Annotated in this window: 17 protein-coding genes, 1 tRNA gene and 4 pseudogenes; 9 read left to right on the plus strand and 13 right to left on the minus strand. The window is 40.6% G+C overall.

Annotated features, from left to right (window positions below; translation table 11 throughout):
- The first annotated feature begins 1 nt into the window (after position 1).
- Positions 2 to 295, plus strand: a complete 294-nt coding sequence (locus tag A5N84_RS03250) for a ComEA family DNA-binding protein (protein ID WP_072281252.1) — start codon at positions 2 to 4, stop codon at positions 293 to 295.
- Positions 296 to 537: 242 nt separating this feature from the next.
- Positions 538 to 1,469 (plus strand): annotated as a pseudogene (gene rbsK, locus A5N84_RS03255) (ribokinase).
- A gap of 32 nt (positions 1,470 to 1,501) precedes the next feature.
- Here rbsK and cas6f read toward each other — a convergent pair.
- The 11 genes and pseudogenes from cas6f to rplM all read right to left on the minus strand — a co-directional run bounded on the left by cas6f (position 1,502) and on the right by rplM (position 12,696).
- Positions 1,502 to 2,116: a type I-F CRISPR-associated endoribonuclease Cas6/Csy4 gene (cas6f, locus tag A5N84_RS03260; RefSeq protein ID WP_072281253.1), complete on the minus strand. Its 615-nt coding sequence runs from the start codon at positions 2,114 to 2,116 to the stop codon at positions 1,502 to 1,504.
- Between the two features lie 3 nt (positions 2,117 to 2,119).
- A pseudogene (gene csy3, locus A5N84_RS03265) lies at positions 2,120 to 3,138 on the minus strand (type I-F CRISPR-associated protein Csy3).
- Between the two features lie 105 nt (positions 3,139 to 3,243).
- On the minus strand, positions 3,244 to 4,179 hold the full coding sequence (csy2, locus tag A5N84_RS03270; RefSeq protein WP_072281254.1) for a type I-F CRISPR-associated protein Csy2: 936 nt from the start codon (positions 4,177 to 4,179) through the stop codon (positions 3,244 to 3,246).
- On the minus strand, positions 4,176 to 5,546 hold the full coding sequence (gene csy1, locus A5N84_RS03275) for a type I-F CRISPR-associated protein Csy1 (protein ID WP_072281255.1): 1,371 nt from the start codon (positions 5,544 to 5,546) through the stop codon (positions 4,176 to 4,178). The genes csy2 and csy1 overlap by 4 nt, the downstream gene beginning before the upstream one ends.
- Before the next feature lie 72 nt (positions 5,547 to 5,618).
- Entirely contained in the window at positions 5,619 to 9,155 is a 3,537-nt protein-coding gene (gene cas3f / locus A5N84_RS03280; protein WP_072281256.1) for a type I-F CRISPR-associated helicase Cas3f, read from the minus strand.
- Between the two features lie 176 nt (positions 9,156 to 9,331).
- Positions 9,332 to 10,303 (minus strand): type I-F CRISPR-associated endonuclease Cas1f, encoded by a 972-nt coding sequence (cas1f, locus tag A5N84_RS03285; protein ID WP_072281257.1) that lies wholly within the window; start codon positions 10,301 to 10,303, stop codon positions 9,332 to 9,334.
- Positions 10,304 to 10,399: 96 nt separating this feature from the next.
- Entirely contained in the window at positions 10,400 to 10,906 is a 507-nt protein-coding gene (locus tag A5N84_RS03290) for a DUF2726 domain-containing protein (RefSeq protein WP_078055542.1), read from the minus strand.
- A 165-nt stretch (positions 10,907 to 11,071) separates the two neighbouring features.
- The gene (locus tag A5N84_RS03295; protein ID WP_078055543.1) at positions 11,072 to 11,371 is read right to left on the minus strand and encodes an Arm DNA-binding domain-containing protein; all 300 of its coding nucleotides are present in this window, start codon (positions 11,369 to 11,371) and stop codon (positions 11,072 to 11,074) included.
- A 223-nt stretch (positions 11,372 to 11,594) separates the two neighbouring features.
- Positions 11,595 to 11,683 (minus strand) — tRNA-Ser (locus tag A5N84_RS03300).
- Positions 11,684 to 11,861: 178 nt separating this feature from the next.
- Positions 11,862 to 12,254 (minus strand): 30S ribosomal protein S9, encoded by a 393-nt coding sequence (gene rpsI / locus A5N84_RS03305; RefSeq protein WP_143324807.1) that lies wholly within the window; start codon positions 12,252 to 12,254, stop codon positions 11,862 to 11,864.
- 10 nt (positions 12,255 to 12,264) lie between these two features.
- Complete coding sequence (gene rplM, locus A5N84_RS03310) at positions 12,265 to 12,696, minus strand: 50S ribosomal protein L13 (RefSeq protein WP_072281260.1); 432 nt, start codon at positions 12,694 to 12,696, stop codon at positions 12,265 to 12,267.
- Between the two features lie 224 nt (positions 12,697 to 12,920).
- On the opposite strand from rplM, the gene erpA reads away from it, so the two are divergent.
- Positions 12,921 to 13,271, plus strand: coding sequence for an iron-sulfur cluster insertion protein ErpA (gene erpA / locus A5N84_RS03315; protein WP_072281261.1), 351 nt, complete (start codon positions 12,921 to 12,923; stop codon positions 13,269 to 13,271).
- 157 nt (positions 13,272 to 13,428) lie between these two features.
- Here the strand turns inward: erpA and recO are convergent, their stop codons facing one another.
- Positions 13,429 to 13,947 (minus strand): DNA repair protein RecO, encoded by a 519-nt coding sequence (gene recO, locus A5N84_RS03320; protein WP_072281262.1) that lies wholly within the window; start codon positions 13,945 to 13,947, stop codon positions 13,429 to 13,431.
- 199 nt (positions 13,948 to 14,146) lie between these two features.
- Here recO and pilB point away from each other — a divergent pair.
- The 6 genes and pseudogenes from pilB to A5N84_RS09840 all read left to right on the plus strand — a co-directional run bounded on the left by pilB (position 14,147) and on the right by A5N84_RS09840 (position 19,018).
- Positions 14,147 to 15,838 (plus strand): annotated as a pseudogene (gene pilB, locus A5N84_RS13310) (type IV-A pilus assembly ATPase PilB).
- A 32-nt stretch (positions 15,839 to 15,870) separates the two neighbouring features.
- Entirely contained in the window at positions 15,871 to 17,007 is a 1,137-nt protein-coding gene (locus A5N84_RS03330) for a type II secretion system F family protein (protein ID WP_233119897.1), read from the plus strand.
- Between the two features lie 82 nt (positions 17,008 to 17,089).
- A pseudogene (locus A5N84_RS03335) lies at positions 17,090 to 17,933 on the plus strand (prepilin peptidase).
- A 4-nt stretch (positions 17,934 to 17,937) separates the two neighbouring features.
- Positions 17,938 to 18,534, plus strand: a complete 597-nt coding sequence (coaE, locus tag A5N84_RS03340; RefSeq protein WP_072281263.1) for a dephospho-CoA kinase — start codon at positions 17,938 to 17,940, stop codon at positions 18,532 to 18,534.
- A 122-nt stretch (positions 18,535 to 18,656) separates the two neighbouring features.
- Positions 18,657 to 18,878: a hypothetical protein gene (locus tag A5N84_RS09835; protein WP_158008634.1), complete on the plus strand. Its 222-nt coding sequence runs from the start codon at positions 18,657 to 18,659 to the stop codon at positions 18,876 to 18,878.
- Positions 18,836 to 19,018 carry a hypothetical protein gene (locus A5N84_RS09840; RefSeq protein ID WP_143324809.1) on the plus strand — a complete coding sequence of 61 codons (183 nt, stop codon included), beginning with the start codon at positions 18,836 to 18,838 and terminating at the stop codon, positions 19,016 to 19,018. The genes A5N84_RS09835 and A5N84_RS09840 overlap by 43 nt, the downstream gene beginning before the upstream one ends.
- A gap of 93 nt (positions 19,019 to 19,111) precedes the next feature.
- Here the strand turns inward: A5N84_RS09840 and A5N84_RS03345 are convergent, their stop codons facing one another.
- The gene (locus A5N84_RS03345; RefSeq protein WP_072281264.1) at positions 19,112 to 20,227 is read right to left on the minus strand and encodes a hypothetical protein; all 1,116 of its coding nucleotides are present in this window, start codon (positions 20,225 to 20,227) and stop codon (positions 19,112 to 19,114) included.
- Positions 20,228 to 20,403 lie beyond the last annotated feature (176 nt).

The following is a 20,403-nucleotide window of genomic DNA, read 5'->3' on the forward strand; positions in this document are numbered from 1 at the left end:
GATGTTAAAAGTTAGCTTGATTGCTCTATTTGGGTTAAGCAGCGCAATGGCTTTTGCTAAAGTAAATATTAATACGGCTACGCTCGATGAATTAATGATGCTCAAAGGAATTGGGGAAGTGAAAGCGCAAGCGATTATTGAATATCGTGAGGCCAATGGTGATTTTACAGCACTTGAAGAACTCACTAATGTCAGTGGAATTGGGTCTGCAATTTATGAGCGCTTACAAGCAGACTTGGCATTAACAGGTGAAACAGATTTTACAGATGTTAATCCAGATAATTTAAAAAAGTAGAATTCTAAACTTTATTGGTGAAGACAGAACTGAGCTTAAGCATTTTTTTTAAGCTCAGTTTTTTTATAAATTATTATTTCAATAACCAAAACATTATCCCAATATCTGTACCGTTTTTATAGACCACAAAATATCTATAAATATTTAACCGCAATAGACTTTAAATGATTTAACTAACTAACAATCAGAAACAAAAATACTCTAAAATGAGGGATGTTTTTATAAGATTGAGGTGTAAGAAGATGGATATTGCTGTAATTGGTTCTAATATGGTGGATTTAATTTCTTATATTACCCGAATGCCTCTACAAGGAGAAACTTTAGAAGCAATAGATTTTAAAATGGGGTGTGGGGGCAAAGGCGCCAATCAAGCCATTGCTGCCGCGCGCTTGGGCTCTGAGGTTTTGATGTTAACGCGCGTGGGTAATGATATTTTTCTGATACGACAATTGCCAATTTTGAACAAAACGGCATCAATACGCGCTATGTATTAAAAACAGAGGCTTCTAGTGGCGTAGCGCCTATTTTTGTCAACACACAATCTCATAATTCTATTTTGATTGCAAAGGGAGCAAATAATTTTTTAAGCAGTGATGATATTCAAGCTGCAGCTGAAGATATTAAACAATGTCAGCTTATTGTATTGCAATTAGAGATTCCAATAGAAACGGTTTATGCAGCCATTTATTTTGGGAAAGAGCATCAAATTCCTGTTCTGCTCAATCCAGCACCCGCCCAACCTGATTTAATATTAGATAAAGTTAAAAGTTGTGAGTTTATTGTGCCAAATGAAACAGAGCTTTCATTATTAACGGGAAAGCGTGTTGAAACAGAAGAAGAGATTAAAAATGCTGCCGCCATACTGCAAGATGCAGGAGTGAGAAATGTAATTGTTACATTAGGACAGCGTGGCGTGTTATGGCTTTCTCAAGATGGGCATGAACAATTTTTTGCACCCGTTAAGGTTCATGCAAAAGACACCACTGGCGCTGGTGATGCCTTTATTGGTTGTTTTGCAAATGTCTATGTAAAATCTAAAGGGGATATAGAGCAGGCAATCATGGTTGCAACACATTATGCCGCTGACTCTGTAACGCGTTTAGGAACACAAACCTCTTATCTAGAAAAAGAAGTTTTTTTAAAGCAATACCCTCAGTTTTTAGGAAAAATCTAGCGCCTTAACAGAGTTAAAAATAAGAATATAACCTACCAATGTGGGAGCGCTACATTACTGCTCATATTATTTAACCCATAACTATTAAATGTCGCGTTTTTATCGCTAAAACCATCTAAGGGAATCTTTTCTTGCCAGATAGACAGTTGATACGGATGTTCATTGGTCTGACTGGTTAGGGTTATATAAGGATAGAACTGATTAGGTTTTTTATACTCTAAGCAATGTTGCCGTGCTTCCTGTAAGCTAATTCCCCTAAACTCAGCAAATTCTCGTACTTGTTTTTCAAAATTAACAGGACGGTAGCGCTTGACAATAACCTGTGCGGTGGCTTTATTCCCCACAGGTTTTATGGTGGTTAGGTGAATGTAATCAATCAGCCATGCCAGCCGCAGGGGCAATGCCAGTTTGTCCAAGTCATCTTCGCTTTGGGCAAAAATTCGCACTTTATCGCCAAGGCTTGCAAAGGTTTTACCGTTTTTTTGTTCATAGCGGTAATTGGGGAAGCTGATACCAATGGTGTTGATACCGTGCTTGTTTTTGATGTTTGCCAAGGCGATATGCAGCTGGGTCATCACCTTACTCCATAAGAAGTAAGGCGAAATGTCAGCGTTGGCAATCAAAGTGATTTCTTGATAAACCGTCATCGCTTACTCCTTGCCACTGGCACCAAACACACCACCACGAATCAGCACCGCCATAATATAATGCTGTGCATCCACGTCAGGTTTATCGCCTTTTAATACCCAGTTATCAAACAAAGTATAAAAATCTTGCTTTTGTTTGGGCTGGCGAAATGCGGTGCCAAGCGTGGTTACCGCACCATAGGGTTCGACAGCAATGGGAAATTCGGCATTGGGATACCAGTTGTCAATGGTGCGAATGGCGTTGCTGATTTTTTGTGAGTGCATTCCTGCGTGGTTTTTGGCGACATCGCCGACACGGTATAAAACCTTGCTTTTATTGCTTTTATTATCATCTTTGCTTATACCCAATATCAGCTCTTGAGACGGATAGACCTCTTGACCATAGCCAATTTGGGCGTGAGCTTCCACCGATAAAATCACAAATTTTTCACCATTTAACCCTTGCTCAATCCATTGCGACAGTTGGGTTAATTCGCTGTTGTTATGATTAAATGTATTTAAATCAAATTCTTTGGCGTTAAAGGTTAGGGTTTGGTTGTCAAAATGCACGCTGACGGTGATTTTTTCTGCCCCAACACGGTTACGCCACAAAAAGCGGGCATTGGCAATGTTGGTGGCATAGCGTTTGGCAAGCTCACCCAGCCCTTGATTTTGCTTATAATCATCAACAACCGCCATTAGGCTTGCCCATAATCTTGGTCATTACAAACGTTGGGCTTGCCTGTAAAGGGCAACACCTTGCAGGTGAATTTGACAATCAGCGTGTCATTGCTTTCATCAAGACTGCTGGCGTCCACGGTTTGTGGGTTGGGGCTTTCTATTTTGGCATCTAATTTGGCAGGGTCATTGGCAACGGTGTTTTTTTGCCGATTGCTGATTGTGCCACGCACCGATTTTTCTTTTACGCCAACAATGCTTGGGGGATTGCTTGGGTTTTGGCTGTCTTTTTGCCACAAAAACGCATCAGAAATATCCAAAACACGTTCAAAAGCCAACACCGAAGCGGTTTTTAAATTTGCCATAATCGTTCTCCTATATAATGGCGTGAGGTTAAGATATAAAACTAAAATAAACTAAAAAATAACTTGGCTAAAATTGCCTATCAACAATTATCAATTCAATAATCATTAATCCGTTTGTGCAACCAAATACAACCCATTTTCGGCATCGTATTTTTGATACCAAAAGGCACGGGCAAGATGCTCAATAGAATGGGGGAAAACCCATTTGCCAAGGCTATAAATGCACTCTACATATTGACTGGGATATTGGTTATTACGGCTGTGTTGCATTTGTCCTTGGTCAAATTGCGGTGAAATCGCCTGATAGCCTACAGGGATTGGTACAAGCCAGCCACGCCCTTTTTTGACGCTGGTTGTCGTCCATTCACGCCCTGTCTCATCACTTGGAATGTGGTGGAGCGTGGCAGTTTCAAGCAGGGCATCCAAAGCGGTGGTGGTGGGGTCATTGGCTTTTAGCTCGCTGGTTATCGCCTGCAACTGCTCAAAGGCATCAATCAGCACAAAGGCAGGCAATAAGTAAGGGGTCATTTCATTCACATCAGCACCTTTATAAAATTGCACAGGATTGTTATAAGCTAAGCCCACCACACTACCGCCAGCAATGCGTTGCTGTTGTATCAGTCGCCAAACGCTGGCGGTAAGTTTGGTTTGTTCATCGTCGCTTAAATCATCATCGGCATAAACGCCAATTGCCAAAGACACGGTCAAATGACAGCGACCTTCTTCAATGATAGAGGCGGTTTTGCCGTCTTTTTTGATTGGGTTGCGAGTTTGGATAAAGCTAAAATCTTTATAATCGCTTTCACGATAGATTTGCGGTTGGCAATCAAAGCAAGCGATTAACACACCGTCCAACCGCACGTTGTTTAATCCGTCAATATCGCCTATTTTTCGGCTTAAAGCGTGGATTGCCCCTGTAAAACCTGTAATGGCAGGAAAACCGTAAGTCAATGGGCTAGATATGGCATTGGCATTGTTGATTTTAATGCGATTGACCAATAAATAACCCACGCATTCTAAGTTTGGATAAATAAAGCTCATACCCATTCTCCTTTGCCCAGTCTTAGGGCTTTTTTGATTTCGTTGTCCATTTCACGTCGCCACTCGTTATGCTCAGGGTCGGCAAAATCGTGGGCAACGGCTTTAAATTCACTTTTTAAAATGCCTTGCAACCAATGGGCAAAATCAATCTCTATGGCACGTTGCCAGTTGTCGCTTGCTCTGGCGTTTTTAAAGTCTTCTTCACCGTCTAAGCTGGCACGCTTGGGGTCAAGCCAGTATTTTTGGTGCATTGGCAAATGGTGATAATCCTTGCTCCAGCCTGCAGGGCGTATGGCTTGCAAGGTTTCGCCCAAACTCAACACGTGATAGGCAATGTCTGACAAAATCGCTTTGCGAGCGTTTCTAATATTGACGTTGTTATAATTGGTTTTAATGAGATTAAATAAGGCGTGCAAAGCGTCTTTAGCTTGGTATTGCAAGGCTTTGGCATCAAAAAAACTTTTGGCACTGCGTGATAAGCGAATATCTTTTGATTGACGAAAAGCAGGGGGCATTGATGGCAACAGATAGTTGCATCCGCCTTGTTTGCTCATCAGTTGGCTCACCCCTTGTGGGTTACTGCCACCAATATTAACCACAGCTAGATTATGAATGGTTGGGTAGCTTTTTTGAATTTCATTGTCTTTGTTGCGGTTTTTTCTGGCTGTTGTGTTGTTTTCATCTGAAAAACGCATTTTTTGCACTTGATTATAAAAATGATTGGTTAGTGAAACAGGATACAAAGGCACCAAACAAATATAATCATCTTCTATCGCCCACAAGATTTGTTTGTTTCGCTCGTCTGTTTTTGGGTTTATGATTTGACTTAACGCCACTTGATAAAAAATGTCTTTTAGTCTTTTGGCTTCTTGAGGGTTGCTGTGTAATACCGCTGTTAGGGCGGGGTGTTGTTTTAAAATTAACTGTCCTATTGTTATATCATTGACCACCACAAAATTAAGAAATGCGGATAACGGCAAAGCAGCTGCGTTACCACTGGCATCAATCGCTGGTTTTGCTAGGCTGTGGTGTCCTGCGAAATTGTGATTATTTTTAACATCAAAAATTAGATTATCACCTTTTGAGCTGGAATGAATACCCTTTGAAATATGTGTACCAAAGCTCAGTTGATTTGCCATTCGGTCGGCTGCATCGCTCAACCAAACATCTTTTTGATATTTGTCTTTTATGGGCTGTAAGGTCTCATTGATTTTGGCGATTGTTGCCACGTCGTTATCTTCTATGGCTTTTTCCAGCTGTTTTTGTTCTGTTTTGGTTTTTTTGTCGTATTGAGCGGTTAAAAATGCTTGAATGGCATCTTTGATTTGTTCGCTACTTATCTGCTCAATCTTGCTTTGTTTGCTCATTTCTGTTCTTACCTTTTATTAAAATTAAAATAAATCAAAATATTATTAAAAATACATCATTACCAAATTAGCTTAGTTAAACTTTTTCCAACAGCCAAAGCGTTCATCAAAATAATAGCTTTGTTGGGTTTTATTGTTTTGCTGGGTTGCTAAGGCAATGTTGGAAAAACGTATCACCACAGAATTTGGGCTAAGCTCTACAAACCGATGCTCAAGCTCTATCAACACTTGCTGTAAATGACTGTCCAGCCACACACTGACAAAAGGACTGGTGGTTGCCATAACATAAGGCTCAATCACGCTGTTTTCTGTATTGCTACCAGATAGCCCATAGTGCTTGACGCTGTCGGCGTGATAGACGTTAAAGGTGTCATCATTGGGCTTCATTTCATCGGGTTTAAAATCATTAGGTTTGATAATGTAGCTAACATTGGCACGCCCTGAGCGAAATGGGGTCAGACCGCTTAAATGCGTATGACTGCGATTGGCGGTGTGTGCGTCTTTAAAATAGGCATTGACCACATTAAAGCGAGAGTTGTTCATCAAATCCGCCATAACTTGATGCTCCAAATCCGCCAAATTGGTTGTGGGCTTGGGGGTAGCCGATTGTTCTATACGGCTTGTGGCATCTAGTTTTTGTAGGGTGCTTTGGGGGATTAAATCGCTCATATCGTGGCTGTCAAGCTTATGTTGCTGGCTTTCAAACCCAGGTCTGCTAAATACAACTTGACTGGTGTTTGGGTTGGTGTGCTGGCTTTTTAAAGCTTGGATATTGTATTGCCAAATGCCAATATTGGCACAGCTTGCGATTTTGTCTGGACGATGTCGCCACACACGCCCTGCCAGCTGAATGATTGACCGCATTGAACTGGGTTCAACGATTGCCCAATCATAATCATGGTCTCGCCCAACTTCCGCCACAGCGGTGGCAAGCACGATAAAAATATGGTGGGTCTTGTGCGGATTTTTGCCAATGGCGTGAGCAATGTCGGCACGTTCTATGATGTCTTGGTCGCTGGCATTTTGCCGATTGAGTAGGGCATCAAGGCGATTTTCCAAACGATTTCTTAGTGCCAGTACCTGCTGGGAGTGATAACAGCACAAATAAAAATGGCTATCGCTGTCATCAAAGCTTGTCAGAGCAATGGCGGTAGGGTCTATGGTATCTGCTGGCGGTTTGGTGGACAAGTTAGCCGATAAATTAGCAAGCGGTGGGCAAAGCTGATGAATTGCTTGGGCAAGCTGCATCAGCGGCTGAATGTTTGCCATACGGATAAGCCCAACGCTTACTTTTTTGCCATTGGCGGATAAGTGGTGTTGCTGATGAAATGAATGGGCGTAATTCAACAGTTGCCAAGCCAATGCCTGATAAAACTGTGCTTGATTTTCGCTGTTGTATGTTGGCGAAAGCGGTAAAATTTGTGCCATTCGTCTGGGCGGTAATTTTGCCAAAAATTGCGTGCGTTTTGTGGTGAATTTTTTATGCCAAGCGGTAAAATCGCTGGCGTTGTCAAGCGATTCACTGTGGCAATGGTTTTCATCAAACCACGCACAAACCACCTTGGGACTGGCATAACCAAACTGCTGATTATAAATCACTCGCCCTGCCAAATACGCTTGGTACAGCCCTGTCAGCATATCAGGTGGTAATGTTGCCGATGACAACAGCACCTTTGAACCAAATAAGCCCGCCAAATGAATAAGCCGAGACAAGGCGGGCAAGTCGTTTTGGTCAAAATCATCAGGCTCATCAATAATCAAATCACCGCTAAATAGCCTAAGCATTGGAGCGATGTATTTGCCCCCTCGCTGGCATTCTGACGCTTGCATTAAATGGTCAATGGTACAAACCACAATCGGCGAGGCGAGCAATTGGCGAGATGTGTTGTCTTTGATGACAGTGCCCAAATTTAGCTCCTCTAGCACCTCATCATAATCATCACCGTCTACCCAATCATCAACGAGATTTTGTGCCGACTCACTACCCAATTGGGCAAAAGAATTGTTGCCGTCATCGTCTACCGATTCTGTTTTTAACTCAAACAGTTGTTTATGGGCGTGTCCGCCGACCAAAACCGCCAATTGTCTGTCGTCCAACTGTAAGTTTTGGCGAAAACTTTGCCCTGTTTGCAAGGTCAAAACACGCAAACCCAACGCAATGCTAAGTCTCACCCCTGTTTTGGGATTGGCAAGGGCATACATAATACGAGCGTTGCCAATGGTTTTGCCACCCCCTGTTGATGTCATATTAACGCCAAAAAATCCGTGCGTTTGGGCAAGTTCGCTTTGACTGCGTGCCAATTTAAAGGCGTGATTTTGCCAAGCAAATCGCTGATTGGCGGTGTTTTTTGCCAGTGGTTCGTGATTGCTAAGCCGTGGTAACTGTTGATGTAAAATGGGCAAACGGCGGCAAAATTGGGCGGTAAACTGAGCCACGCCAAGCAAATGCTCATCAAGAGACTGATTGGCTTGCCCTGTTTTGCGGTCGGTATTGGCAATCAGCTTATTTTGCCAATCTTGACTGCCTTTGACTCGCCGTGCGGTGTCTTCTTTGGTTAGGCTAGAATAATTGTGGTCGCCGACCATAAGGCTAAGCCTTGAGAGCATCAGCAAAAAAGGGTCGGCAATGGCGGTATTTGCTTGACTGGCAAGCTTGGAAAGTTGCCCCAAAACCGTATCTTGTTCGGCTTTTTTGGCATAGCGTTTGAGCTGTTTTTGCCAATCTGGACTGTATAGCACAAGCTCATTAAAGCAAAAAAACTCTGATAATTGTTCTTGGGTCATTATCTCAAAGGACGCTGGATTTTTGACCCAATAATCGTAGGCTTTGAGATATTTTTGATAGTAGCTAGTCAAATTGCGTTTAAAATAACGGTTGTCCACCTTTAAATATTCATCTTTTTGCTTAGCTTTAAAAAAATACGTCTCCAAAGGCGGTAGGCGGTGATGTGTAACAATCAGCCACGCTATCCATTGGGCGACAGGCGGTAGACGGTCAAACTCGCTTGGTTCAATTTGGTTTGGTTCAATGGCGGTTTGCAAGGTGTTGGCAGTCAGCTGTTGGCTTGTCAAAAATTCATCAATCGTTTGTAATCGTTGCCATACCGCTTGGTCGGTTTGGCAATCTTTTATCAGCCACACCCACAGCTTTAACGACAACCATTCGTGGCGGTAGGGGTCGCCTGCTTTGCTTGGGTGAAATAGTTTATGCTGAAAACCATTGTTTGATTTGCCAATGTCGTGCAACAACGCCGCTAAGGTGCTAACAAGCGTTATTGCATTGAGCCTTTGCCAATTATTCTCCCATTCGTTGTGCAAAATAGACCGCTTGGTGCGATTGACCGCCACCCAGCCTTGAGTGTCAAATTGTTTGCGGTTGCCCACCACCCACACCAGCTGGGTGTGCTTGCGAGTGCGGATACGATGACAGCTGACGGCGGTGGATTTGGTCGCCGATGCCTTAAGCAGTCTTCTTACCGTCTCAAGTCCCTCTTCGGTAATCGGCGTTTGCCACACGTTATCGCCAATGCGATTTGCAAAAGTATCTAAAATCCGCCGAGTGCGTTTTAGGGCGTTTTTTTGACATTGTGATACAAAAGTAACCAGCATTTGACACTCCAAGCGGTGAGTTTTTGATTGATATTTATTTTAATTGGTATTAGTGTTAATGGCGGTTTAATTGGCTTACTAAATAACCGTGAAAAAGCTAAATACGCTCAGTTAAAACAGCTAAAAATGGTTTTTAATGATTTTAGTTTAAAGCGTTAAAAAAATTATTGCACCAATCACCAATCACGATTTAATGCCAAGGTTTTCACCGTTTCAAACAAATAATCCAATACCTTATACGTGGTAAAATAATTCAAACAATCTTGGCGAAATTCTTGCTCACTTAAATTGTCCATAGCCCCAATAAATGCCAATGGCAACACAATGGCATCTTTGATAATATCGGCAACATCAAACACCAACGCCCCTCGTCGTGTCTTGCCGTGCATCACCGCAAAACTGTGGGGAATGCCAAGCACCCAAGTGGTTGCCCCAAGTCCATACGCCAAATAATTGCCGTGATTCAAAAAATTATTGGCTTTGTCCGTGCCGTTATGATTGCGACCAAAGCCTGCATTGGCAGTACACAGAGCAGCAAAGCGGTATAATTCTTTGGTCATTCGCCCCTCAAGGGTGAGCAGTTCATTGACATTATTTTGGCATATAATTTGTTGTTGATAGTGATTTAACAAGCTTGCGATTTGTGGATTTTGACTGTCAAAACCATAACTTTTTAAGGCATTGTCTCGCCCCCAAACTTGAGCCAAAAACTGCAAACGTGCATTTTGTAGCCGTTTTGCCATTGCCAAGCGTTTGGTATCATCCCACCACCACGACAGCCAGCCTTGCACATATTCGGTGGGACGGTATTCACTTTGTGGCGTAAACCACGCCACTTCTGACGCCTGTTCTGTGCCCATAAATAAAGGCGTGCCACCACCGCCACAAAATCCAACCAACACCCCGGCCGCTGCCAGCATTCGCATTGCTGCTTGGGTAATGGACGTACCCGTCCCAAGCAAAAGACAGGTGGTGTTGGCAATGGGAATGTTGTAATACAGATTTTCTTTGTCGCTTTCGGTTAAATACAAAATCCGCCCGTCTTTTTGCATCACACGGCAATGCTCTAAATAATACAAATTGGCACGCTTGGAGTGGAGAATGGTTTTAAGCTCTATAGGCTCAATGAGGCGGTTGTTTTTTCTCATGACGACTTATTTAATAATTACAATCCCTCAATACTAGCACACTATAGGAAAAGTAGTAGAAGGATAAGCTTATGGTTTGGGAAGCTTCTAAGGGTCTTAAACGCCAAATTGATTCGAAAGTTTATAAAAGTAATTGCCACATGCTTTTTCAACATCTTTATAAATAGATTTACCACTCGTTATAATAGCAAGATAATCAATACCAGCGTTTGTTAACGCAAGTTTTTTAATATTATCACGTACTTGAGCATGTTGTGCATAATGCCCTGAACCATGAATTTCTATCGCTAATATAGGGATAAAATTAGCATCAGTAACAAGAAAATCAACACGCTTAGACATAATATCGCGATAGTGTTTTTTGTGACTGTGCACGAGAATCTCTCCAAGAGAGACTTGTGCAAAAATCTGCAATGCAAGTCTACCCCTGGCAGCAAGAATGGCTTGATAAGCAATTTGCTCTGTTTTATTGAGCAAAGCCTGTTTTTTATATCCCCCCAGTTGCACGCGCTCAGTTTGTTTTTGATAGAAATTTTTAGAGTTAAAGCGCCTTTTCTTAGTTAAAGTAACTCCAAAAATAAAAACAAAAGACAATAACAGCAAAACTAGTCAAACCAAACAATAGTTGCATCATATTTAGACCACTAGGTGAAATAAGCCAATCCATATTATGGTTAATTTGCCTAGCTTTTGCTTGATTCTTTTGTGCATTATGCTCAATCTAACTTTTTAAGTCATGGACAGGAAGTAAAAGTCCAAGTACCACACTTATGAGAGGGAACAGTTGATATTGGGCGCTTGTCTGTTTTTACATTCTGCTAAAGGGTCTATGCCTTTACGTAAATGATAACGTAACTCTAGCGCTTCATCTCGTGCGCCTCTAATACTCATGGCAGGATAGCGCCCCAAAGACATATTGCGTTCACGCTGATTAAATTGATAGCGAAAATTCCAAAAGTAAGACCCGCTGTTGGTGATTTTTAGAGTTAATCCATCTCCATCAGTTAAGCGTAAATAACCCTTGCTAGGAATTTCTGCAGATTGAATGATTTTGTCAGTTAATTTCATGATGCTAGAAAAATAATTGCTTATCTTTAGACTAGCAGCAAGAAACCCATTTAGGAATAGTCCAAAAAAAACCACCCCAAAAAGCGAAATATACGGACATGATAAGACATAAACGGACAGGATTAAATTTATCTAATACTTTGAATTAGCTGATTTTTAAACCGCCAAAAAAAGAAAAAGGCAATAAAAAAAGCGACTTGTAAAAGTCGCTTTTTGCTTGAGGTGGCGGAGGGACAGGGATTCGAACCCTGGAAGGGCGTTAACCCTTGCCGGTTTTCAAGACCGGTGCATTCAACCGCTCTGCCATCCTCCGCGGCAAGGGGATATTATAGCTAGATAAAGTTGGATTGTCTAGTTTTTGTAAAAACTTTGTATGCAATTTTTTGCAACAAAAAGATCAAAATAATTGCTTAAATTATATTGTTTCAAGCATTTAATTTAAAAAACCGACTCTTTGGGAGTCAGTTTTTGTGTTCGAAGAAAATTTGACTTAACGTTTTGAGAACTGAGTTGCTCGGCGTGCTTTGTGCAATCCAACTTTCTTACGCTCAACTTCACGAGAATCACGAGTTAGGAATCCTGCTTTACGCAATGGCTCACGAAGATCTTGATTGTAAGATTGTAAAGCACGCGAGATGCCATGACGAATAGCACCAGCTTGACCACTAGAGCCACCACCGCTTACGGTGATATAGAAATCAAAATTTTCCTTCATATCCACAACATCTAATGGCTGACGAACAATCATTCTTGCAGTCTCACGACCAAAATATTCGTCCAATGGTTTTTGGTTAACAATGATATTACCGTTGCCACGACGTAAAAATACGCGTGCTGAAGAAGATTTACGGCGACCTGTAGCGTAGTATTGTTCTGTCATAATAATAATTTCCTTAAATCTCTAATGCGATAGGCTGTTGTGCGCTATGTTCATGCTGTTCACCAGCATAGATTTTTAATTTTTTCAATTGAGCACGTCCTAAAGGACCACGAGGAAGCATGCCTTTTACAGCAAGCTCAATGATTTTTTCTGGTTTTTTAGCTTGTAATTGCTCAAAATTTGCTGATTTTAAATTACCAATATAGCCAGTGTGATGGTAATACATTTTATCTTGTCTTTTTTTGCCAGTAACAGCGACTTTTTCAGCATTTATGACGATAATGTAGTCGCCAGTGTCGATGTTAGGAGTAAATTCAGGTTTGTGTTTGCCACGTAGACGGTGGGCAATTTCTGAAGCTAAACGTCCGAGGGTTTTGCCTTCGGCGTTCACTAAATACCAATCACGTTGTATTGTAGATGGTGTGGCGGTAAATGTTTTAGACATGTTTATAGTCTCTCCGAACACGAAAGTTAAAGAAAGGCGCGGATGATACCGAAGTTTTTTGTTTATAGCAAGTAAAAACATCATTTTAATGTTAAAGTGTCCGTGTAATTTATTGGATATTTGATGAATTAATTTATTGTTTTATCTTAAACTGGTGAAGTTTGTATATTAGTCCCTATCAGGGATTTACAATGACATCTTTATTATGGCTTTTTGGAGGATTTATGTCTGAATTAGAAACTTTTGTGGCTGAGGTTGAGTTTACGCAGGCTGCAGCAGGTAAGGTGGCGCAGTTGATGGCTGAGGAGGACAATGATGCGCTTATGTTGCGAGTATTTGTAACAGGTGGTGGGTGTTCTGGTTTTCAGTATGGATTTACTTTTGAAGAGGAGATTCAAGAGGGAGATTCTCTAGCAGAAAAAGATGGGGTGACGTTATTGATTGATTCTATTAGCTATTCTTATTTGCAGGGCGCTGAAATTGATTATAAGGAAGATTTACATGGCGCGCAGTTTGTGATTCGCAATCCCAATGCTCAGTCTACTTGTGGATGCGGTTCTTCTTTTTCGGCGTGATAGGATAATTGAATTATTTAATGATTGAGTAGTCTTTTTAGGGCAAGGGCGGTTTTCTTGCTGTGCTGTGTTTTGCTTAGGTGTGGTGCGATAATGGCTTGTAATAGTGTTTTGAGTTGTGGATGTTCGCTAATCCATTGGTGGTTGGTTAGAGCTTCTACAAGTTGGGCGTCATAACCACTGGGACTAGCAATGAAAATAGCGGGGTTATGTAATTGGCTGAGTTGGTAATGGGTGCCTGCAGGGGAATTTCAGGCCATAATCCTAGTTGATGCAAAATTTGATATTCAAAGTAGCGTAGGCTTTTAGCATTCAGATTGTTTAGGGTGCATTCGTAAAGCTTAAAGAGCTCAGGTTCAGAGTAATCAGGAGGAAGCAGCCCTAAAATTGTTTCATTAAGATAATAGGCTAGGAGAAGATTTTTATTTTCAATATGAAAGCTGTGTGCAAGATCTGTATGTGTTACGGTAATCAGCTCATGACGACGTTGCCCAGTGAGAAGAAATTTTTGAAAAGGGACGTGCAAGCTGGTCTGACGGTGTGTTTTCTGATTGGGTATTCTAGAGACTGCCCGAACTATGCCGTGATTTTGGGTTAATAGGTCGAGTAGATATTGTTGTTCACGATAAGCAGTACGTTTAAGAACGTAAGCGGGTTCTTGAGTATATCGAATCATAATGAATTAAATTGGGTATTTTTATAAGCTATGACAAGTTTTTACTAGATATTTTTACAAATTTTTTAGTGCGTATAATAATTTAATGCAGGCAATAGAGAGAGTGTACGTATAATTGGCGCTTTATTTTATTTGCTTTGATATTATAAACGTATATTTTAGGGTGTTACATGCAGTTTAAGAGTGAGATGATTGACCTATGAGTGGGTACGATGAATTAATTGCTTATTTGGTTCAGCAAAAAATAGCAACTTCAGAGCAAATTCGTGAAGTTCAGACAAGTGCGCAGAAAAAAAGAGGGAGCTTTATTCAACAATTACTAACAGATGGACTGGTTGACCCAGCAAAATTATCGCGCATTAATCGGGTTGTATATAACTTGCCGCTTGTTTCTTTGCGTGAGATGGATATTAGAAGGGAGCTGACTGCGCAATTTAAAGAATCGGTGGTGCGCAAGCATAATGCGTTGCCAGTTTATACTAATGGCGGGCGTTTATATGTTGCAACATACGACCCCGGCAATCGGATGATGCTGGAAGAGTTTAAATATCAAGGTAAATTTACCTCTGTAGAGCCTATTGTTGCTAATCAGGATGTTATTGAGGCGCTTATTGAAGACCACTATGCGGGTATGGGGGTATGGAGTCTTTGTTTGAAGATGAGGGGAATCTTCGTTAGAGGCTATTAGTGATGCATTAAGTAGTTTTCGCGTGGAGGGAGAGGAAGAGGCTCCAGTAGTGCGTTTTGTGCAGGGCATGTTGTTAGACGCTATTCGTACTGGTGCTTCGGATTTGCATTTTGAGCCTTATGAGAATACTTACCGCGTGCGTTTTCGTCGAGATGGGGTGCTACAAGAAGTTGCCGCACCACCGCCTACAATTGCTAATCGCATTACTGCACGTCTGAAAGTTATGGCTGATATGGATATTGCGGAGAAACGTGTACCACAAGATGGGCGTATTAAGTTAAAAGTTTCTGAAAACAAGGCTATAGATTTTCGGGTAAGCTCAATGCCGACGTTATTTGGCGAAAAATTGGTATTGCGGATTTTAGATAGCTCAGCGGCAAAATTAAATATCGAAGTATTAGGTTTTGAACCTGAGCAAAAGAAAAATTATTTGGAAGCTTTAAGCAAACCGCAAGGATTGGTGTTAGTAACTGGTCCTACAGGTTCTGGTAAAACGGTTTCTTTGTATACAGGCTAAATTTATTAAATAAGCCAACAGTTAATATTTCAACAGCAGAAGACCCTGTGGAAATCAACCTTCCTGGGATTAATCAGGTGAATGTTAACCCTAAATCAGGCATGGACTTCGCTGCCGCTTTGAAAGCTTTCTTACGTCAAGATCCTGATATTATTATGGTGGGGGAGATTCGGGATATCACGACAGGTGAGATTGCGGTAAAAGCTGCACAAACGGGTCACTTGGTTCTTTCTACGTTACATACTAATGATGTGCCACAAACTATCGCGCGTTTGGTCAACATTGGGATTGAGCCATATAATATTGCCGCAAGTGTGAATTTAATTATGGCGCAGCGCCTAGTCCGTAGATTGTGCCCTAATTGCAAAACGCGAGACCGCAAACATCGTCATGAAGAATTGGTGGCTTTGGGTTTTGCCGAGGACGAAGTGGATGATTTACGCATTTATATGCCTAAAGGCTGTGAGCGTTGTAGTTACCAAGGATACCGCGGACGTGCGGGCGTGTATCAAGTTGTGCCTATTTCTGAGGCAATTTCTGAGTTAATTTTACAAAATGCTTCTGCTGCAGAAATTGAACAACAATGTCAGAAAGAAGGCTATTGGGATTTAAGACAGTCGGCTTTGCATAAAGTCCGCTTAGGTTTGACTAGTATTGAAGAAGTATTGCGCGTAACAACAGACTAGATTGATGCGTATTTTTATTTAAGGAGAGTGTAATGGCACAGAAAAAAGAATTAAAAGCCTATATTTGGAAAGGTAAAAATAAAGAAGGGCGCGAGTTAAGTGGTGAAGAAAATATGCCTAACGATGCAATATTGCGCGCATTTTTAGCCAAACAAGGGCTAACAGGTATCGTTATTAAAGAAAAGCCAAAACCGCTTTTTGGTGAATCCAAAGGTAAAATTAAACAAGCTGATATTTTGTTTTTTACACGTCAAATGGCAACCATGTTAAGAGCAGGGATGCCTGTATTGCGCGCCTTAGATTTAGTAGGGCAAAGTATTGAAAAACCAAAACGCATGAGTGAGCTAGTATTTGAGTTGCATGATAGTATCGAAAGAGGTGCAAGTTTTGCCGAAGCGTTAAAAGCACATCCACTGTATTTTGATGATTTATATACTAGTTTGGTGAGCGCTGGTGAGGAAGCGGGGATGCTTGAATCAACTATGGATAATATCGCGCTGAATATGGAAAAAGGAGCAGCTACTAAGAAAAAAGTTAAAAAAGCGCTCACCTACCCCGCAATTGTTATGGTTTTTGCTATTGCAGTAACCGCTATTTTGATGATTAAAGTTGTGCCTGTCTTTGCTGGATTTTTTGAAGATGCAGGCGCAGAATTGCCTGGCGCTACAAAAATGGTTGTCGCAATCTCTAATTTCTTTATTAACAAAGGTATATTCATCCTAGGAGCAGTAATTCTTTTCGTGATGGCATTTCTGTATTTTAAAAAACGCAATGCGAAATTCAGAGCACAGGTCAATCGCTTTGCTTTTAAAATTCCGTTAATTGGCGGTATTTTAAGAACTGGCGCTAATGCGCGTTTTGCTCGAACCATGTCAACACTCTTTAACGCTGGTGTGCCTTTAATGAAAGCTTTAGGCGCAACAGCGCCTGCAACAGGCAGCGTGGTCTTTGAAGAGGCAATACAAGATGTACAAAGAGATGTACAAAATGGTCAGCAAATGAGTTTTGCTATGAAAAATACCAATTTATTTCCAACAATTGCAGTACAAATGACCGCAATTGGTGAGGAATCAGGTAATTTAGGTGAAATGCTAGGTCGGGTTGCTTCATTCTATGAAGAAGAGTTAGATTGGCGTATTGATGGCTTGACAGCGATGATTGAGCTTTAATTATGGCTTTCTTGGCCGTTGTGGTTGGTGGCTTATTGATTGCAATGTACATGCCAATATTTAGTATGGGTAGTATGTTCTAATGCTAGGCGAAATATTTTCTCTACCACTTGGTTTGTTCCTTGTCGGTTTGCTGGGTTTGGTGGTAGGTAGCTTTCTAAATGTGGTCATCTATCGCCTGCCTATTATGATGGATAACGCCGAAAGGCGTTACGCCAAAATGGTAATAGAAGGAGAGTCTGGCGAAGAAGAAGCGCAGGTGCAAAAGTTTAATTTATTGTACCCACCTTCTGCTTGTCCAAAATGCAAGCATGCCATTCGATTTTGGCAAAATATTCCTATACTGAGTTATTTATTACAAAGAGGGAAATGTGCTAATTGTCGTGCACCAATTTCTATTCGTTATCTACTGGTAGAACTTCTAACCGCGGTTTTAAGCATTTTGGTAGCACTAAAATATCCTGAGTTAATAACGCTAGGATTTGCACTTTTATTCACTTGGAGCCTAATTGCATTAGCTTTTATTGATGCTGAACATCAAATTTTGCCTGATGTAATAACACTCCCTTTATTATGGCTGGCACTCTTAGCCGCGGTATTTGGCTATATTGTTGATTTACAGACAGCCGTTATTGGCGCAATGATTGGTTATTTATCCCTTTGGATTGTTTACTGGATATTTAAGCTTTTAACAGGTCGTGAAGGCATGGGCTATGGTGATTTTAAATTATTAGCCGCACTTTGCGCATGGCAAGGTGCCATGATGTTGCCAATTATTTTATTTTTATCAGCAATACTTGGATTGATATTTGCTTTATTAAGTCGATTAAGGCAAGGCATTCCTATAGCTTTTTGGTCCTTTTTTAGCTATTGCCGGTTGGATAACCTTCATGTACGGCGAGCACTTGTCTGGCTTTTTAATGTAGTACCATGATTATTGGTCTAACAGGTGGAATTGCCAGCGGGAAAACAACTTGCAGTGATTTTTTGCAGACAAAAGGCATCAAAATTGCGGATGCAGATGTTGAAGCAAAAGCAATTTTAGCGCCAAATTCAAAAGCTTTGGCACAAGTAGTCAAGAATTTTGGTTATGAAGTCTTACAAGAAGATGGCACACTCAATCGTGCCGTCTTACGTGAGAAAATCTTTGCACAAGAATCTGCGCGCAGACGTTTAAATGAAATCACACACCCTTTAATTCGCAAAAATCTTATTGCTCGATTGCATGAAATACAGCAAACGCCTTACGCCTTATTAAGCGCACCATTATTATTTGAAAATAACTTACAAAAGTTTTGTGATGCAGTAGTAGTGGTTGATTTACCAGTAGAACAGCAATTAGAGCGTGGCGCTCGCCGAGATGGGCAAAATAAATCAGCAATTTCACAGATTATTAAAAAGCAGATAACACGCGAAAAACGTTTAATACTCGCAAATTATATTATCGATAACGGTCAATCGCTTGATAATACACAGCAACAACTAGAAATATTACACCAACACTTAATCTATTTATCCAGCATATAAATACCATCTTTCAAGCACCATTAAGGTGCTTTTTTATCATCTGAATCCGTTTTTCCTTACTTTTCCTTATGTCCTTACATAAAACTTATCTGTTTGGTTGAGTGGCTTATAGCGGTAGCGTATTGAGCTATTACGGCGAACGCATCGCTATTGACCTATCCACCCTAAGCCTACAAGAAAAGCAAGTACCCCATCTGCATAACCGCGACCGCCATGTAGGGTTTGGCTGGTTAAGCCTAGAAGACAACAAACTCATCGTCCACAGCGACATGCTAGACCACCCACCCAAGACATCATTCAAGTGTCGGATGACGGGCTGGAATGGCAACTCAGCGTCTACATAGAAAGTGGTAGCGTTACCGAGCAACAACAAGGCACGGTGATTAATGGACGCACACTAGAGGGCGCGCCTGTCAAACACTTTGAAAACGCCGTTATCCGCGAAGTATCCTTCACCCCCACTGGCACTGCGTGTCTTTATTGAACAAATACAAAGACCACATTTGTGTAGCTGTAATTGATTCATAGTAACTCATAAAAATAACTCCATAAAAAAGTTAAACAAATATGAAGAAAATTATTCTTCACAGTACCTTTGTATGTAAGGCAATCCATTGCTATACTCAGAAAACACTCTTACATACATATTTTCATCAATATTATAAATATCAATGAAAGTTTTTTGCCAAGTGGTGAAAACTTTTCCATACTGTTTGTAGTTTATATATCTAGCATGATTGCTTGCTTTTAAGTCAGTTTCTAAATCAGGTTTATCTTTCCAATATGTATCACTATATTGATTATCAAGAGAGCCCAGTGGATCATATTGAAAACTACAATTTATACTATCATCCATACGAATAAACGATTTATCAGAGAAAATAGTTCTCATAAGTCCAGCCTTAAACTCAGCTTGGTTATCTTTTGGGTGAAATTGTTCCACAACTGCATAGCGTCGGGATGGACTGATACTATTCCAATATTCTGGTGGATTAACGAATTCTCTACCATTTTTCCTTTCTACATCCTTTAGGCATATCTCCAACTGCTTCCATTGTCTAGGCACTGAAGCGGTGGTTCTGTCAATAATAATGCCGTCGCTATCTATTTTTGCAAAAACATTCTCCGCATTGATAGCGAATACGAGATTTGCAGGCAACCATTTGCTATGAATGTGCGTTTCTTTAACAGTTTCTTTATAGAAATCATCATTTTTTAGGATTTTTTCTTTCACATAAAAGTCAATTTGCGGATTTTGCTTGATGGCGTTTTCCATATCATCAGATAAAGCATATTGATTTAGCTCAGATAATTTTTTAGGTTTAGATAAGGAATAGACATCTACACTACACAACAAAATAGGTTGCTCTCTAGAAGGCTCAAGCCCTTCTTCAAATAGATTTTCTTTAATCTCATAATGATAAACCAGCCCCTTCAATCCTAATTTAGCGTATTCTTCCTTGAGCCTATAAACTTCTTTATGTTTAATTCCATTTTTTGTATCCGTCTTATAGATTTTTTCCATTGGACTTTCCAAGCTATATTTCTTCCATTCTGGTTCAAATACCCCCAAAAACCAAGCCGTTAATACTCCAGTAAGACAAATCACAAAACTAAATAATAGTAGCACCTTAGATTTTTTTATATTCTCCTCCTTATTAAAAACAATCACAGAATAAATTACAAAAAACACCTAATAATTACATAAACCACAGTATCCTTACCTCTTATCTCTAAGTAATAATTGAACCAGCTCCAAGCTCCAAGCTCCAAGCTCCAAGCTCCAAAAAAACGGTTTAATAATTTAATTATTTAATTTTGTCGGATTACTTAATCTAATCTCTAATCTCTAATCTCTAATCTCTAATC

This window comes from Rappaport israeli (assembly GCF_001888055.1).
GTDB classification, from domain to species: Bacteria; Pseudomonadota; Gammaproteobacteria; order Cardiobacteriales; family Cardiobacteriaceae; genus Rappaport; species Rappaport israeli.

Coding starts and splice junctions, on each gene's coding strand:
- A5N84_RS03250 (WP_072281252.1), top strand. CDS start 2: ATGTTAAAAGTTAGCTTGATTGCTCTATTTGGGTTAAGCAGCGCAATG.
- cas6f (WP_072281253.1), bottom strand. CDS start 2,116: ATGACGGTTTATCAAGAAATCACTTTGATTGCCAACGCTGACATTTCG.
- csy2 (WP_072281254.1), bottom strand. CDS start 4,179: ATGAGCTTTATTTATCCAAACTTAGAATGCGTGGGTTATTTATTGGTC.
- csy1 (WP_072281255.1), bottom strand. CDS start 5,546: ATGAGCAAACAAAGCAAGATTGAGCAGATAAGTAGCGAACAAATCAAA.
- cas3f (WP_072281256.1), bottom strand. CDS start 9,155: ATGCTGGTTACTTTTGTATCACAATGTCAAAAAAACGCCCTAAAACGC.
- cas1f (WP_072281257.1), bottom strand. CDS start 10,303: ATGAGAAAAAACAACCGCCTCATTGAGCCTATAGAGCTTAAAACCATT.
- A5N84_RS03295 (WP_078055543.1), bottom strand. CDS start 11,371: ATGAAATTAACTGACAAAATCATTCAATCTGCAGAAATTCCTAGCAAG.
- rplM (WP_072281260.1), bottom strand. CDS start 12,696: ATGTCTAAAACATTTACCGCCACACCATCTACAATACAACGTGATTGG.
- erpA (WP_072281261.1), top strand. CDS start 12,921: ATGTCTGAATTAGAAACTTTTGTGGCTGAGGTTGAGTTTACGCAGGCT.
- recO (WP_072281262.1), bottom strand. CDS start 13,947: ATGATTCGATATACTCAAGAACCCGCTTACGTTCTTAAACGTACTGCT.
- A5N84_RS03330 (WP_233119897.1), top strand. CDS start 15,871: ATGGCACAGAAAAAAGAATTAAAAGCCTATATTTGGAAAGGTAAAAAT.
- coaE (WP_072281263.1), top strand. CDS start 17,938: ATGATTATTGGTCTAACAGGTGGAATTGCCAGCGGGAAAACAACTTGC.